13 protein-coding genes are annotated in these 14,900 nt (G+C 59.5%); 4 read left to right on the forward strand and 9 right to left on the reverse strand.

The genetic code is table 11. The features are described from left to right. Window positions 1–90: 90 nt before the first annotated feature. Window positions 91–633 (reverse strand): YaeQ family protein, encoded by a 543-nt coding sequence (locus tag U367_RS0116230; RefSeq protein WP_016977727.1) that lies wholly within the window; start codon window positions 631–633, stop codon window positions 91–93. A 136-nt stretch (window positions 634–769) separates the two neighbouring features. On the opposite strand from U367_RS0116230, the gene U367_RS0116235 reads away from it, so the two are divergent. Beyond that, a complete protein-coding gene (locus tag U367_RS0116235) occupies window positions 770–1,969 on the forward strand; it encodes a CaiB/BaiF CoA transferase family protein (RefSeq protein WP_028617804.1) in 1,200 nt (399 codons plus the stop codon). Beyond that, on the forward strand, window positions 1,969–2,835 hold the full coding sequence (locus U367_RS0116240; RefSeq protein ID WP_028617805.1) for a TIGR02285 family protein: 867 nt from the start codon (window positions 1,969–1,971) through the stop codon (window positions 2,833–2,835). The genes U367_RS0116235 and U367_RS0116240 overlap by 1 nt, the downstream gene beginning before the upstream one ends. 170 nt (window positions 2,836–3,005) lie before the next feature. On the opposite strand, the gene U367_RS0116245 is transcribed toward U367_RS0116240, so the two are convergent. Then, on the reverse strand, window positions 3,006–3,290 hold the full coding sequence (locus U367_RS0116245) for a DUF3509 domain-containing protein (protein WP_028617806.1): 285 nt from the start codon (window positions 3,288–3,290) through the stop codon (window positions 3,006–3,008). A gap of 314 nt (window positions 3,291–3,604) precedes the next feature. Between U367_RS0116245 and U367_RS0116250 the strand changes: the two genes are divergently transcribed. Further along, window positions 3,605–3,826: a hypothetical protein gene (locus U367_RS0116250; RefSeq protein WP_028617807.1), complete on the forward strand. Its 222-nt coding sequence runs from the start codon at window positions 3,605–3,607 to the stop codon at window positions 3,824–3,826. A gap of 142 nt (window positions 3,827–3,968) precedes the next feature. Further along, window positions 3,969–4,622, forward strand: coding sequence for a response regulator transcription factor (locus tag U367_RS0116255; RefSeq protein WP_028617808.1), 654 nt, complete (start codon window positions 3,969–3,971; stop codon window positions 4,620–4,622). Here the strand turns inward: U367_RS0116255 and U367_RS0116260 are convergent. The 7 genes from U367_RS0116260 to U367_RS0116290 all read right to left on the reverse strand — a co-directional run bounded on the left by U367_RS0116260 (window position 4,591) and on the right by U367_RS0116290 (window position 14,848). After that, the gene (locus U367_RS0116260) at window positions 4,591–5,835 is read right to left on the reverse strand and encodes an EAL domain-containing response regulator (RefSeq protein ID WP_028617809.1); all 1,245 of its coding nucleotides are present in this window, start codon (window positions 5,833–5,835) and stop codon (window positions 4,591–4,593) included. The two genes, U367_RS0116255 and U367_RS0116260, sit on opposite strands and share 32 nt — an antisense overlap. Window positions 5,836–5,908: 73 nt before the next feature. Further along, on the reverse strand, window positions 5,909–9,466 hold the full coding sequence (locus U367_RS0116265) for a transporter substrate-binding domain-containing protein (protein ID WP_394365165.1): 3,558 nt from the start codon (window positions 9,464–9,466) through the stop codon (window positions 5,909–5,911). Window positions 9,467–9,600: 134 nt separating this feature from the next. Beyond that, the gene (thrC, locus tag U367_RS0116270) at window positions 9,601–11,010 is read right to left on the reverse strand and encodes a threonine synthase (protein ID WP_028617811.1); all 1,410 of its coding nucleotides are present in this window, start codon (window positions 11,008–11,010) and stop codon (window positions 9,601–9,603) included. A gap of 67 nt (window positions 11,011–11,077) precedes the next feature. Beyond that, window positions 11,078–12,382 carry a homoserine dehydrogenase gene (locus U367_RS0116275; RefSeq protein ID WP_010207988.1) on the reverse strand — a complete coding sequence of 435 codons (1,305 nt, stop codon included), beginning with the start codon at window positions 12,380–12,382 and terminating at the stop codon, window positions 11,078–11,080. A gap of 129 nt (window positions 12,383–12,511) precedes the next feature. Next, entirely contained in the window at window positions 12,512–13,243 is a 732-nt protein-coding gene (locus U367_RS0116280) for a thioredoxin fold domain-containing protein (RefSeq protein ID WP_010207987.1), read from the reverse strand. Between the two features lie 142 nt (window positions 13,244–13,385). Beyond that, window positions 13,386–14,282 (reverse strand): site-specific tyrosine recombinase XerD, encoded by an 897-nt coding sequence (xerD, locus tag U367_RS0116285; protein ID WP_028617812.1) that lies wholly within the window; start codon window positions 14,280–14,282, stop codon window positions 13,386–13,388. Between the two features lie 152 nt (window positions 14,283–14,434). After that, window positions 14,435–14,848, reverse strand: a complete 414-nt coding sequence (locus tag U367_RS0116290) for an acyl-CoA thioesterase (RefSeq protein ID WP_003193963.1) — start codon at window positions 14,846–14,848, stop codon at window positions 14,435–14,437. Between the last annotated feature and the right edge of the window lie 52 nt (window positions 14,849–14,900).

The following is a 14,900-nucleotide window of genomic DNA, read 5'->3' on the forward strand; positions in this document are numbered from 1 at the left end:
GGGTTGCGTAGCAGCCTCTCGCTTTTTTGGGGGCGCTTCGCACCCCAGCGCAAGCAAGCTTGCTCACCACAACAGCTGGCTCCTACAGTCTCAGCCGCGTTCGCCGACCAGCCATTGCAGTTGGACTTCATGCTGACCGCGGTCGTCGGTGACGAACATCGTGCCTTCGCTGATCATCACGTCCCACTTGATGACGCGGGGCATGTCCTTGGCCAGGGTCTCCAGGACTTCCTGGGGCACGGCGGCGATGTGTACGTTTTTCAGGTTATTCGCCACCGGCACTACCTTGCCTTCCCACACGCGCAAGCTGCCGTAGGCCAGCAGGCTGGTGCGTTCGGTGCGGCGCGAGCACCAGGTGAGGCGGTCGGCGTCGGGCTGGCCGACTTCGATCCAGTGCAAAACCCGATCATCCAGGCTTTTTTCCCACAGGGCTGGTTCGTCTACATCTGACAGGCCGCGCCCGAACGACAACTGCTCGTTGTACCAGAGGGCGTAGGCCAGCAGGCGCACGGTCATGCGCTCTTCGGTTTCCGACGGGTGGCGGGCGATGGTTTGTTTGACGCTCTCGTACACCGAGCGATCGAGGTCGGTGAGGTTGAGTTCGAATTTGTAGGTCGTGGACGGCTGGGCCATGAACGGGCTTCTAGAGACAGGGAAAGGCGGCCAGTCTAACCGATGGCGAGGCTATTCAACGAATCCTGCGCTGCCCAGGGCTACTCGCCTATGTTAAAAGGCATCACACCCACGCCCTGCGCAGACAAGGATCCTCATGTCGTTCAACGCCAAACCGCTTGCCGGACTGAAAGTCATCGAACTCGGCACCCTGATCGCCGGCCCGTTTGCCTCCCGTATCTGTGCGGAATTCGGCGCCGACGTGATCAAGGTCGAGTCTCCCGACGGCGGCGACCCCCTGCGCAAATGGCGCAAGCTGTACGAGGGCACATCGCTGTGGTGGTTCGTGCAGGCGCGTAACAAACAGTCGCTGACGCTGAACCTCAAGCACCCCGACGGTCTGGCCATCCTCAAGCAACTGTTGGCCGACGCCGACATCCTGATCGAGAATTTCCGCCCCGGCGTGCTGGAAAAACTCGGCCTGAGCTGGGAAACCCTGCACGCCCTCAACCCCAAGCTGGTGATGGTACGTCTCTCCGGCTTTGGCCAGACCGGGCCGATGAAAGATCAGCCAGGGTTTGGTGCTGTGGGCGAATCCATGGGCGGCCTGCGCTACATCACCGGCTTTGAAGACCGCCCGCCAGTCCGCACCGGTATTTCGATCGGCGACTCGATCGCCGCGTTATGGGCGGTGATCGGTGCGTTGATGGCGCTGCGTCATCGCGAAGTCAATGGCGGTTTGGGGCAAGTGGTGGATGTGGCGCTGTACGAAGCCATCTTCGCCATGATGGAGAGCATGATTCCGGAGTTCGACGTGTTTGGCTTCATCCGCGAACGCACCGGTAACATCATGCCCGGCATCACGCCGTCCTCGATCCACACCAGCGCCGATGGCAAGCATGTACAGATTGGCGCCAACGGCGATGCGATCTTCAAGCGCTTTATGTCGGCCATCGGTCGAGAAGACCTCGCCAACGATCCTGCACTTGCCAGCAATGACGGGCGCGATAGCCGCCGTGATGAGCTGTATGGGGTAATTGATCGCTGGGTGAACTCGCTGCCGCTGGGTCAGGTGGTAGAGATCCTGAATAAGGCCGAAGTGCCCGCCAGCCGCATCTATAGCGCCGAAGACATGCTCGGCGACCCGCAATTCCTCGCCAGGGAGATGTTCCTCAAGGCCAAGTTGCCTGGCGGCAAGGACTTCAAGATGCCGGGCATCGTGCCCAAGCTGTCGGACACGCCGGGCAGCTGCGAATGGGTCGGGCCGCAGTTGGGTGAACATAACAGCCAGGTGCTGGGCGGGCTGGGTTATGACGCTGCCGCCATTGTGCGTTTACGTGAGGCAGGCGCGATCTGATGATCCGCAGGCTTGCTCAGCTTTGCCTCGGCGTCATGCTCGCCTGGGGCCCGACCGCCAATGCTGAAGACACGCTGGTCTGGCTATTACGTGACCTGCCTCCCCTGACCATTTTCGAAGGCCCACGCAAAGGCCAGGGTGCGCTGGACCAGTTACTGCCGATACTCATCGAACGCCTGCCGGAGTACCGCCACCAAGTGCTGCACGTCAATCGCGCACGGGGCATGCAAATGCTGCGTGAGCCCACGTTCACCTGTGATCCGTCATTGCTGTGGACGGCCGAACGGGCCAGGTACGTCGTGTTTTCCAGCCAGGCGTTTGTGGTGGCCGGCAATGGCGTCACCATCCGACACGACCAGCAGGACGCCATGGCGCCCTACATCACGCAAGGCCAGTTTGACCTGCAGGCGTTCCTCGATGCTCACACGTCAAGGGTGGGAGCCATCGCCGAGCGCAGCTACGGGCCTGTCATCGATGAACAGCTCAAGCACGCTGATGCGCACAAGCTCGCACTGCATTACGGCAACGACGCCTTGGGTAGCCTGTTGCAGATGCAGCGCCTGGGCAGACTGGAGGCGGTGTTGGGTTATTGGCCGGAAATCCGCTATCACGCGATGCAGCAGGGCATCGTCTCGGACGACTTGATGTTCTACCCCATCAAAGGCTCGGCGCCTTACCAACGGACGCACATCGGTTGCTCGGATACGCCCCAGGGACGCCAAGCCATCGAAAGGATCAACCAGATCCTGCGCGAAATCCCACAAGAGCAGATACAGCAGTCCTACGCCTCATGGCTGGACCCCTTCATGCGTGAACAGTATCTGCGCGATAACCCGAGTTTTTTCCAGGACTCGCCGGCCCCCTGACAAATCGCAGGCAAAAAGAAACCCCGGAGCGTGGGGAGACACTTCGGGGTTAAACGTGGCCTACAAAGACCAGTACAACAAGGCACAAACACCGGAGCACAATGTTTGCTCTTGCTGTTACGAAATCTGACCGGCCACGCTGTAGGAAGTTTCCATAATTAAACAATTCTTCATGCGGCGGTGGCGTTGCGGGTCTGGGCTGCGTTGCGCAAGGCCGCGATGACCGAGGGTTCGACGCGCCCTTCGGCAATTTTGATGTCACGCAGCAGGCAATCCACCACATCCACCAGCACGCGTTTGTCCATCAATTGGGCGCGGTCGACTTCACGTTCGACCACAATGGCGCCAGCAGGATTCTTCACGGTTACCAGGCACTCGTCCTGCACACCAGAGGTGGTCAGCGTAACCTGATAAGGGCTCAGTGCTTCTTCGAGCAATAGGCTGATACTTTCCATCTCGATCACCACTCAATAGTTCGGGAACAATCGTTTCAACGGGAGCTGCATCTATCCTAAGTGACTGTTTGTGACGTAGGAAAGTTCGCTTTATCGTCTTTATGGGGCCGTCAGGGGGTGACGGATTCCAGCATGCGCTTGCAACATGACAACGAAAAAACGGCCGCACATAACTGCTTACGCAATGGGTGGCTGATTTGAGGTTTTCCGGGGGTTGAGGCCGGAGGTGAATCCTATACTCGTTGAGCGCTGGTCAGGCTGCAACGCAGGTAAAAGCGCATGTCAAAAGGCCCTTATTGCGAAGGATGAAGATGATGGCGAAACACAATGAACAGCAAACATCGACAGACAGAATGCACGCCGAGGTCTCACGTATTTTTGCTGAAATCGCACGTATGAACGCAGAGCAGAACAAACTCAACAAAGAATCCCTGAAGATAACCTGTGAGACTTTCTGGTACCCGGTGGGTATCGCGACAGGGTTCTATGCCGCAGTCGGCACCGTCATAGTCGTCGCGCAGAAACTATTCTCGTAACACTAGACCGGGCCTGCCAGAAACAGAAAACGCCGCTGCCCCAAGGAAGGGAAAGCGGCGTTTTTGTGCACCGTGAACACCCCACTTTCCACCATCACTGGGTTAACAGGCTAAAATCCCCGAATTGTCCGGGGAATCTATCTTGAGAAGCGCACCTGAAAAACCCTTGCGCATCATCCTTGCCGACGACCATCCCATTTTCCTGATTGGTCTGCGAGCCGTCTTGGAACGCGATGAACAGTTGGAAATCGTCGGCGAAGCCAACTCACCCCAGTCCCTTGCCCAATTGCTGCAACACTGTGCCTGCGACCTGTTGATCACCGATTTCATGATGCCCGCCGAACCCCAGGCCGACGGTTTGCGACTGATCGAACAACTGCGCCGGCATCACCCAACGCTGCCCATCGTCGTGGTGACCATGCTCAACAACGCTGGGTTGTTTCACGCCATTCTGGAGCTGGGTGTCATGGGCCTGCTGAGTAAAGCCAGCCTCGCGAATGAATTGCCTGAAGCCGTCCGGCGGGTACGCCAGCAGCAATGCTATGTGGCCCACACCATTCGCCAGTCACTGAGCGCCGTGGGCACTGATCGATTGCAGTCCCACGAGCAACTGTCGCCCCGCGAGCTGGAAGTGATTCGCCTGCTGGCGAGAGGGCTGACCGTTGGTGAGATTGCGGCACAACTGCATCGCAGCAAGCAGACAGTCAGTGCGCAAAAAGTGAGCGCCATGCGCAAGCTAGGGCTCAGTACCGACGCATCATTGTTTATCTACGTGCAGGAGCATGGGTTGGCCTAGCCTCATGGCCGAGCCACTCTTTCAGTGCCTGAGCGTCCATCGGCGGGGCAATCAGGCGGCCTTGCAACCAGGCAGGGCCCAGTGCACAGGCCGCATCACGATCGGCTGTCGTTTCAATGCCCGCCATCACCACGTTCATGCCCATGCGGCTGGCCATGCTCATGGCGCCTGCAACGACGGCCACTTTGCGCTCATCGCCCGCCATTCCACAGGCAAAGGCCGGTGGTATTTTCAGCTCGGTGAAAGGCAGCTCCAGCAAACGCTGCAAACTCGTACCGCCGACGCCGAAGTCACCGATAGACAATTTGCAACCGATCATCCGCAAACGTAGCAAGCTGCTGACATGAGCACTGTCGGTGTTCAAGCGGGTGGTTTCGACCAGTTCCAGCGTCAGGCTATGGGCGGGCACGGCATAGCGTTGCAGCAGGCGCTGCAGCCTCTGGGGAAAATGCGCATGCTCCAGCATCCGCCCGGGAATGTTCACCGCCACTGGCAAGATCTCGCCCGTATCCCACGCTATCTGGCTGACAAGGCCTAGGGCCTCTTCCATCACATGCCAGGTAAATGCCTCCTCCATACCGGCAAACTCCAGCACCGGCAGGAATTCATGCGGTAGCAACACTTCTCCCTCAGGTAGGTACCACCTCGCCAGCACCTCAACCCCTTGCAATACGCCTGCCTGGCAAACGATAGGCTGAAAGCTGGCGCTGGCGTAGCGCGCGATGGCTACCTGGCAGGCATCCACCGAAGGCGGCAATTCATCCTGCTCATTCACCCCCAACAGTTGGCGTACCCTCTCCCAGGACACTACCTGCGGCCCTGGGCGTAAGTGTTGCCGGCAAACCGTCAGCAGTTGCCCGATCAGCTGTGCCGAGGCGGGTTTGGGCAAACACCTGAGCACATTCAACCCGGCCTGACGCGCCATGTTGGCGACACCCTCCAATACGTTGGGCTCAGCATTGCTTAACAGGATCAGCACCTGAGTCTGCCGCAGCTCGCCCAATTCGCGAATCAGCTCAAGGGCATCGCCTTGCTCCAGATAGAGGTCGCAAATAGCAATGTCTACCGGCCCCTTGCTCGCCAACGACTGCCGGGCGGCCTCTACTGTTTCGGCCGTCATTACATTGAATACACCATTGGCATTGAGCATCTGGTGCAGGGCCATCAGTTGGAACGGGTTATCTTCGAGGATCAAGACATTGAGGGAGCGCATGAAAAACTCTACGACGTAAAAGCGAGGTGGCGCAGGCTACTCAAAAGGCCCTGCGCGCCCCATAGGACACGTCCTATTCTTGCGGATTCAAATGAGCCCCCAGCTCAACTTTAAACTCTGCCAGCGCTTCATTCAGCACAAGCCACAGGGGTTGAACTTCTTCAATACGTTGCTCACGCAGGCAGCTTTCAAGCCCCACACACGCCTTGGCAAGGGGCAGCGCATCCACCAGGCAGCAAATGCCCTTGAGGCGATGCAGCGAGGCCATCACCCGGGGGAAATCCTGTTCCGCCAACGCCGCCTTGATCGCGTCGTGCTCATGTTCAAGACTCTTCGCCAGCTCCTCCAGCATTCGCTGCAGCACCGGCCCATCGGCCTGGGTCATCGCATGCAAGGTCTGGATATTGAAGGTGCGCAACGGCGCCACGCGGGCGAGTACCCTGGCCCAGTGTTCAAGGGTAACCGGCTTGACCAGCAGTTCATCCATCCCCACCTCAAGACAACGCTGGTGCTCATCCTCCATGGCATTGGCGGTACAACCTACCAACGCACAGCGCGGTCGTCGCTCCTGCGCTTCAATCCCGCGGACCGCTTCGCTCAAGGCGTAGCCGGACATACCCGGCATGTTGCAATCGGTCACCAGCACGTCAAAGGCGTCATCTCGCCAATGCTGCAAGGCCAACTCAGCCGAGTCGAGGGCCACCACCCGATGACCGAGGAATTGAAGCTGCTGAGCCAGTACCAGACGATTGGCGGGCAGGTCATCCACGACCAGCACCGACAAACGGCGACCGACAGTCGGCAGGGTCACCTCAGGCACAATGGGCATGTCGTCGCCACTGACCCGTTCCAGATACAGGTCAATGCACACCGTCGTGCCCTCGCCCGCCGCGCTGCTCAGGGAGATCGTGCCGCCCATCAACTCCACCAGTTGCTGACAAATGCTCAAGCCCAGTCCCGTCCCGCCATGCTGAGCCGCCGTCAGCGGGCTGACCTGGACAAAAGGCTTGAACACCCGGGCCTGTTGTTCGACGCCAATCCCCGGCCCACTGTCTGCAACACACACATGCAGGTATTCAGCGCCTGACTCATCGCACAGGGTGACGACGCTGAGGCGGACCTCACCCTGCTCGGTAAACTTCAACGCATTGCCCAGCAGGTTGTGCATGACCTGCCGCAAACGCAGCGGGTCGAACCAATAATTCCCTTGCGCCGCTGGGTCAAACGCCAGGGTCAAATGCAGGCCTTTTTTACGTGCGGTGGCTTCGAACAGGCGCTGGATCCCCTCGAAAAAACTTTTCAGGTCAGTGGTCTGCGGCGCCAGTTGCAAATGGCCTGCTTCGATCTTGGCCAGGTCCAGGCTATCGCCCATTAACTCAATCAATTCTCGTGCCGAACGATGGGCCACCTGTAGCGCTTCGGAAACGCGTTTACCCTCGGCCAGGGCGCGTTCTTGTTCCAATTCAAGCAAGCCGATGATGGCAGTCATCGGTGTACGAATTTCGTGGCTGAGCGTCGAGAGAAATGCACTTTTGGCGTAATTCGCTTCGTCAGCAGCCTGGCGTGCGTCCATCAACTGATGTTCCAGGACTTTGCGCTCATTGATGTCGATCCACCCCCCGAGCAATCCCTGCAATTGGCCGCGCGCGTCGAAAAACGGCACCGTCCATTGATACACGTGGAAAGTGCCGCCGTTGAACTCCAACTGGCGATCAACAAATAACGATCGCTGCGTTGCCAACTGCTCCATGTGCCCTGCATGCAGGCGTGCGGCAGTAGCCTCTGGCATCAAGCCACTCTCCATCAAGGTCAGGCCCTGGATCTGCTCGCGCCGGGTGGCCAACTGCTGCTCATAGCTGGTGTTACAGGTCACCAACCGCCCAGCCAGGTCACGTACGAAAACCGGGTTGGGCATGCCGTCGAGCAAGGCACGCTTGAAGGCCAACTGATCGCTCAGTCGTTGCTCGGCCACCAAGCGCTGCTGGATCTGACGCTTGAGCCGGCTATTCCAGGCCAGCGATACCAACACACACAACAGCGCCATGGCGACCGTCCAATAGGCCCATGGCGGCACACGCTGCCATGCCGATGTAGGGATGGGCACCGCGCCCAGCCAGCGCAAGCGCAGCGCGCTCAACTCTGCCACCGGCATCGCTTCCAAAGCCTTGTTCACAATACTCAGCAGCTCGGGCTGATCCTTGCGCACCACAAGGCTGTTGGACGACCACTTGCCCTCGACGCTACGCCCGATACGCAAGCCGTCGGACGGGTAACTCTGCACCTCCACTTCATTCTGGATAGTCGCTGCCGCGTGCCCCTGGATCACTTGATCACGGGCCTGGGTATAGTTATCGACAGAGAGAATTTCGATGTCTGGGTGTTCACGACGAATAAAGTTTTCCAGTACATGGCGTGCCGGCAACGCCAATACTTTGCCGGACAGTTCACTCAAACTGACCAGTAATGGCGTGTCGCTGCGCTGGATAAACACCCACCCGGCGCCACCAAAACCATGACTGAAATCCAGGAATTGCCTGCGTTCCTGATTCTCGGCCAGCGTGGTGTTCATATCCGCCCTGCCCGCTGCCAGTAACTCCAGGGTCTGCGCGGTGGAAGACACCTCCTCCATCACGAACTGCAACCCCGTCATGCGTGAAATCCGGTTTAGCAGATCGACGTTCAGGCCGACCCATTGGTCGTCCTTGTCTTTGAAGATGTACGGCGACTGTTGCTGGGACGCCACCACCACATGAGGATGGTGCAACAGCCACGCTTGCTCCTGGGCCGACAACACAATGCGGTCTGCGGCGATGTCCACCCCCAGGCCAGTGGTCCAGCGCGCCAGGATTTCACGCTGGATCGACTCGTCGATACTCGCCAGGGCACGGTCCAGCATGGCGCCCAATAAAGGGTCCGCCGCACGGGAGGCAAAGGCAAAACCAATCGGCGCCAGCCGGCTTTCCACTTTTATCTGCAAACCCAGGTAAGGACGCAGCGACTTGTAGGCACGCACGATCACTTCATTGCCGATAAAGGCATCGGCATCCCCTTGGTTCAACGCCTCCAAGCCACTGTAAAGGTTCGGAGCCAGTATGATATGACTGGCGGGATAGGCCCGATGCACATTGCCGACATTGGCATATCCCTCCAGCAAAACCACCTTCTTGTCCGCGAGGTCCTCGTTCTGCGTGGCGTCGTCGCGGCGCACGACAACCACCGAACGATCCGGCATGTAGTCCCGGGTAAACCGCAACCCAGGCACATCCCGCTCATAGCCATTGGCGCTGGTCAGAATATCAATCGCCCCACTGCGCAAGGCTTCCACCGCTTGCGCCCGCTCAGCGAAGCCCATCACCTGCATGGGCACATCGAGGCGCGCGCCGATCAGGCTCAGGTAGTCGGCGCTGATGCCCTGGTAGCGATTATGGTCGCGGGTAATATCAATCGGCTGGTAATCATCAATGGAGATACCAACCTTCAGCGTTCGATGGGTCGCCAGCCATTGCTGCTCGGCGGCCGTCAAAGGCAAGGGTGCCAGAGGCGTAAATGCCGGGACCAGTTTGAAGGGCAGGCTAACGGCTGCCAGGGTCGTCGACAGATGACCGAACAAGAGCAGACACACCAGCCACATGCATCTTCGGCTCAATAAAAACACCGTATTGGTTTCCTTGTTTTTTGTTGTCGGTTGCCCGTTGGAGTTTGGCCTGCCCCAATGAAAAAGCCCGTCACTAAGACGGGCTTGAGCAACCTCGCGAAGCCATTGAATCAGAGCGGCTTGCCACGATTTCCGTGCTGGCTCACAAACGCCTGCACAGCCTTCAGGTCGTTGGCCAACACGGTGCAACGCTCTTCACGCTCGAACAGGTCCGCCAAGTGCACAGGCAGCTCCAGCGCCTTGCCAACACCAGCCTTCTCTACCGCTTCCGGGAATTTAACCGGGTGGGCGGTGCCCAGGATCACCATTGGAATGTCCAGGCTGCGGCGGCATTCGCGGGCGGCCTTCACACCGATAGCGGTGTGCGGGTCGAGCAGCTCGCCGGTCTGGGCATAGACTTCAGCGATGGTTTCGCAGGTCTGTGCATCGTCCACGGCCAGGGAATCGAACAGCTTGCGGGTTTCGGTCCAGCGCTCTTCTTCCACGCTAAAACCGCCGCCACTCTTGAAGGTGTCCATCAAGCCGGCAATCGCTGCACCGTTACGACCGTGCATGTCGAACAGCAGGCGCTCGAAGTTCGACGAGACCATGATGTCCATCGACGGCGACAGGGTGGCGTGCAGGGTTTCCTTGACGTACTGGTTGCCGCTCATGAAGCGGTGCAGGATGTCGTTGCGGTTGGTGGCGACGATCAATTGGTTGATCGGCAGGCCCATGTTGCGCGCCAGGTAACCGGCGAAGATATCGCCAAAGTTGCCGGTAGGCACCGAGAACGACACCGAACGCGCCGGGCCGCCCAACTGCAGGGAAGCGTGGAAGTAGTAAACGATCTGGGCCATGATCCGCGCCCAGTTGATCGAGTTCACCGCTACCAGGCGTGTGCCCTTCAGGAAGCTCTGGTCAGCAAAGCTGTTCTTGACCATTTCCTGGCAGTCATCGAAGTTGCCTTCGATGGCAATGTTGTGGATGTTTTCACCAAAGATGGTAGTCATCTGGCGACGCTGCACTTCCGACACGCGCTTGTGCGGGTGCAGGATGAAGATGTCGACGTTTTCGCAATGCTTGCAGCCTTCGATGGCCGCCGAGCCGGTATCACCGGAGGTGGCGCCGATGATCACCACGCGCTCGCCGCGCTTCTCCAGCACGTAGTCGAGCAGGCGACCCAGCAGTTGCAAGGCGAAGTCCTTGAATGCCAGGGTCGGGCCGTGGAACAGCTCCAGTACCCATTCGTTGCCATTCAGCTGGCGCAGTGGCGCGATGGCATTGTGGGAGAAGACACCGTAGGTTTCTTCCAGGATCTTCTTGAAGTCCGCATCCGGAATGCTGCCGGTGACGAACGGGCGCATCACGCGGAACGCCAGTTCGTGGTACGGCAGGCCGGCCCACGAAGCGATTTCTTCCTGGGTAAAACGTGGCAGGTTTTCCGGCACGTACAGGCCGCCGTCGGTGGCAAGACCTGCCAGCAGGACGTCTTCGAAATTCAGGGCCGGTGCCTGGCCGCGGGTGCTGATATAACGCATGACTGGCTCCTCTAGAGCATTCTTGAACAAGGGCCGCCGAACCTGCGGGGCCCTTGCAGCAAAACCATTAGTTCAGGTGTTCGACGCGGATCCGCACCACTGGGCCGACCACGCCTTGCAGGGCTTCCAGGGCAGCGATGGCATCGTTGATGTGCTGTTCGAGCACGCGGTGAGTCAGCAGGATCATCGGCACCTGGCCGTTTTGCTCCTCGACTTCCTTCTGCATGATCGACTCGATATTGATTCCGCGCTCCGACAGGATGCTGGCGACCTGGGCCAACACGCCCGGATGGTCCTGGGCCTGGATGCGCAGGTAGTAGGCGCTTTCGCAGGCTTCGATCGGCAGGATCGGGTGCGCCGACAGCGAATCCGGCTGGAAGGCCAGGTGCGGCACGCGGTTTTCCGGGTCGCTGGTCATGGCGCGGACCACGTCCACCAGGTCGGCGATCACCGACGAAGCGGTCGGCTCCATGCCGGCACCGGCGCCGTAGAACAGGGTCGAACCGGCCGCATCACCGTTGACCATCACGGCGTTCATCACGCCATTGACGTTGGCGATCAGGCGGTCGGCCGGGATCAGCGTCGGGTGCACACGCAGCTCGATGCCCGCAGGTGTGCTACGCGCGACGCCCAGGTGCTTGATGCGGTAGCCCAGGGCTTCGGCGTAGTTCACGTCGGCGGTGGTCAGCTTGGTGATGCCTTCGGTGTAGGCCTTGTCGAACTGCAGCGGGATACCAAAGGCGATGGACGCCAGGATGGTCAGCTTGTGAGCGGCGTCGATACCTTCCACGTCGAAAGTCGGGTCGGCTTCGGCGTAACCCAGGGCCTGGGCTTCGGCAAGCACGTCTTCGAAGGTGCGGCCCTTTTCGCGCATTTCGGTAAGGATGAAGTTACCGGTGCCGTTGATGATGCCGGCCACCCAGTTGATGCGGTTGGCGGACAGGCCTTCACGGATCGCCTTGATCACCGGGATGCCACCGGCCACGGCGGCTTCGAACGCCACGATCACGCCCTTCTCACGCGCCTTGGCGAAGATCTCGTTGCCGTGCACGGCGATCAGCGCCTTGTTGGCGGTAACCACGTGCTTGCCGTTCTCGATGGCCTTGAGCACCAGCTCACGGGCCACGGTGTAGCCGCCGACCAGCTCGATGACGATATCGATTTCAGGGTTGGTGGCAACGGCGAAGACATCGTTGGTAATCGCAATACCGGTCGTTTCGAACTGAGGCTTTGGCGAACGCGTGGCAATTTGCGCCACTTCAATCCCGCGACCTGCGCGGCGGGAAATTTCCTCAGCGTTACGCTGAAGTACGTTAAAGGTGCCGCCACCGACGGTCCCTAACCCACAGATGCCTACTTTGACCGGTTTCACTGAAGAACTCCCCATGAAACGGCCGACGCTAGGTCGGCCGTGGAAAACAGCCGCACGACTGCGGCTTGCAATTAACGACCCGCTGACGTGTCAGCGAGCCTTGATCGTCGACATTTCGACGATACTGATTTATTTGGCACTGAGCGCCAGTTTGGCAACTTGTGGTGCCGGCTGGTAGCCCGGAATCACTTGGCCGTCAGCCAAAACGATGGCCGGTGTACCGTTCACGCCGATGGACTGGCCCAGGGCGAACTGCTTGGAAACCGGATTGGCACATTTGGCCGCCTTGATTTCCTTGCCATCGACCATCTTGTCCATGGCTGCTTTCTTGTCGGCCGAGCACCACACGGCTTGCAACTGCTCGTCACCCGGCGAACCCAGGCCCTGGCGCGGGAACGCGACGTAGCGCACTTCCACGCCCAGCTTATTCAGCGCCGGCACTTCGGCGTGCAGCTTGTGGCAGTACGGGCAAGTGGTATCGGTGAACACGGTGATATGGGTCTTGGTCTCGCCGATGGCCGGGTAAACCACGGTTTCTGCTACCGGAATGCCATTGATCAGCTTGGACACGCCCAGGCGCTCGGCTTTCTCGGTGAGGTTGACCGGCTTGCCGTCCTTCAGCTGGAACAGGTAACCCTGGACGATGTACTGGCCGTCGGCACTGGCGTACAGCACGCGGCTGCCCTTGAGCTTGACTTCATACAGGCCGGCCATCGGGCTGGCGCTGATGCTTTCGATCGGGGTATCGAGTTGCAGGTTGGCCAGGCTCTTGCGGATGGTCTGCTCGGCAGCGTCATCGGCGAAGGCAAAGGTAGAAACCAACGCAATGGCTGCGGCGGCAATAATCTGGGTCAAGCGCATGGGAACTCCTGAAGGCAGATGCAGGGACGGGAGCAGTAGCACCGATGTGGAAACTCGGGCATGGGCCGTCCCCTTTACTAACCGGCAAAGCCTACCACAGTTGGGCCGCAGGGCAGCCCGTGACGGGATAAATTGGCGGTTTTCAGCCTCGCGGGTGGTGCTTGGCGTGCATATCCTGCAAACGTGCACGCGCGACGTGGGTGTAGATTTGGGTTGTGGATAAGTCGCTATGGCCGAGCAACATTTGCACCACGCGCAAATCCGCACCGTGGTTGAGCAAATGCGTGGCAAATGCATGGCGCAACGTGTGGGGTGACAAGGTCTTGCCGATACCGGCGACCTTGGCCTGGTGCTTGATACGATGCCAGAAGGTCTGCCGGGTCATCTGCTCGCCGCGCAGGCTGGGGAACAGCACGTCGCTGGGCCGCCCGCCAAGCAGCTCACTGCGAGCATCACGCATATAGCGCTCGACCCAGACAATCGCCTCCTCGCCCATCGGCACCAGCCGTTCCTTGCTGCCCTTGCCCATCACCCGCAGCACGCCCTGACGCAGGTTGACTTGCTCCAGGGTGAGGCTAATCAATTCGGTCACCCGCAGGCCGCAGGCATACAACACCTCCAGCATGGCACGGTCGCGCTGGCCGATGGCTTCACTTAAATCCGGCGCGGCGAGCAAGGCCTCCACGTCGGCTTCCGACAGGGATTTGGGCAATGGCCTGCCGAGTTGTGGCATGTCGACTTGCAGGGTGGGATCGAGGGCGATCAACTTTTCCCGCAGCAGATAGCGATAAAACCCACGCACACCGGAAAGGAATCGCGCGGTGGAGCGTGGCTTGTAGTTCTGCTCCAGACGCCAGGCCAGGTGATCGAGGATCAGCTCGCGGCCGGCGTTGATCAATTCGAGGTTTTTTTCCTGCAGCCAGCCGTTGAACAGCGCCAGGTCGCTGCGGTAGGCCTGGCGCGTGTTGTCTGACAGGCCTTTTTCCAGCCAGAGGGCGTCAAGGAAACGGTCTATCAGGGGGTGGTCGATGGCGGGCATGGGGGCTCAGGCGGATTTCTGTAATGTCTGTTAGATCCTATCGCAGGCAAGCCAGCTCCCACAGGGGTTTTGTGTCGGGTCACTGATTTGTACCCTCCACCGATCAAATGTGGGAGCTGGCTTGCCTGCGATGGCCGCGGCTCGGTCCAGGATCAGTCTACAAACCCAGGCAGCACAGGCACCGGACGCTTATCGGCATCAATCGCCACAAAACTGAACACACCTTGGATCGCCTTCTCGCGGCCATCGGCGCTCATGCTCTCTACGAACACTTCCACTTCAACCTTGAGGCTGGTGTTCCCCACCTTGATTACGCGACCGATCAGCTCAACGATGGAGCCGGCCGGGATCGCATGATTGAAGTCGATACGGTCGGTAGACACCGTCACCAGCGGCAAGCGACAAAAGCGCGTGGCGGTAATGAACGACACTTCATCCATCCACGCCAGGGCGGTGCCGCCGAACAGGGTGTTGTGGTGGTTGGTGGTCGGCGGGAACACGGCCTTGGTCACGTGGGTCACGGACAGGTCGGTGCGGCGCTGGATTTCTTCGAGGCGGGTGGTCATGGACAAATACCGGCAAATAGACAAATTTCAGGCACAAAAAAGCAGCCCGTAG

It is taken from the genome of Pseudomonas canadensis (assembly GCF_000503215.1).
In the GTDB taxonomy this organism is placed as follows: Bacteria; Pseudomonadota; Gammaproteobacteria; order Pseudomonadales; family Pseudomonadaceae; genus Aquipseudomonas; species Aquipseudomonas canadensis.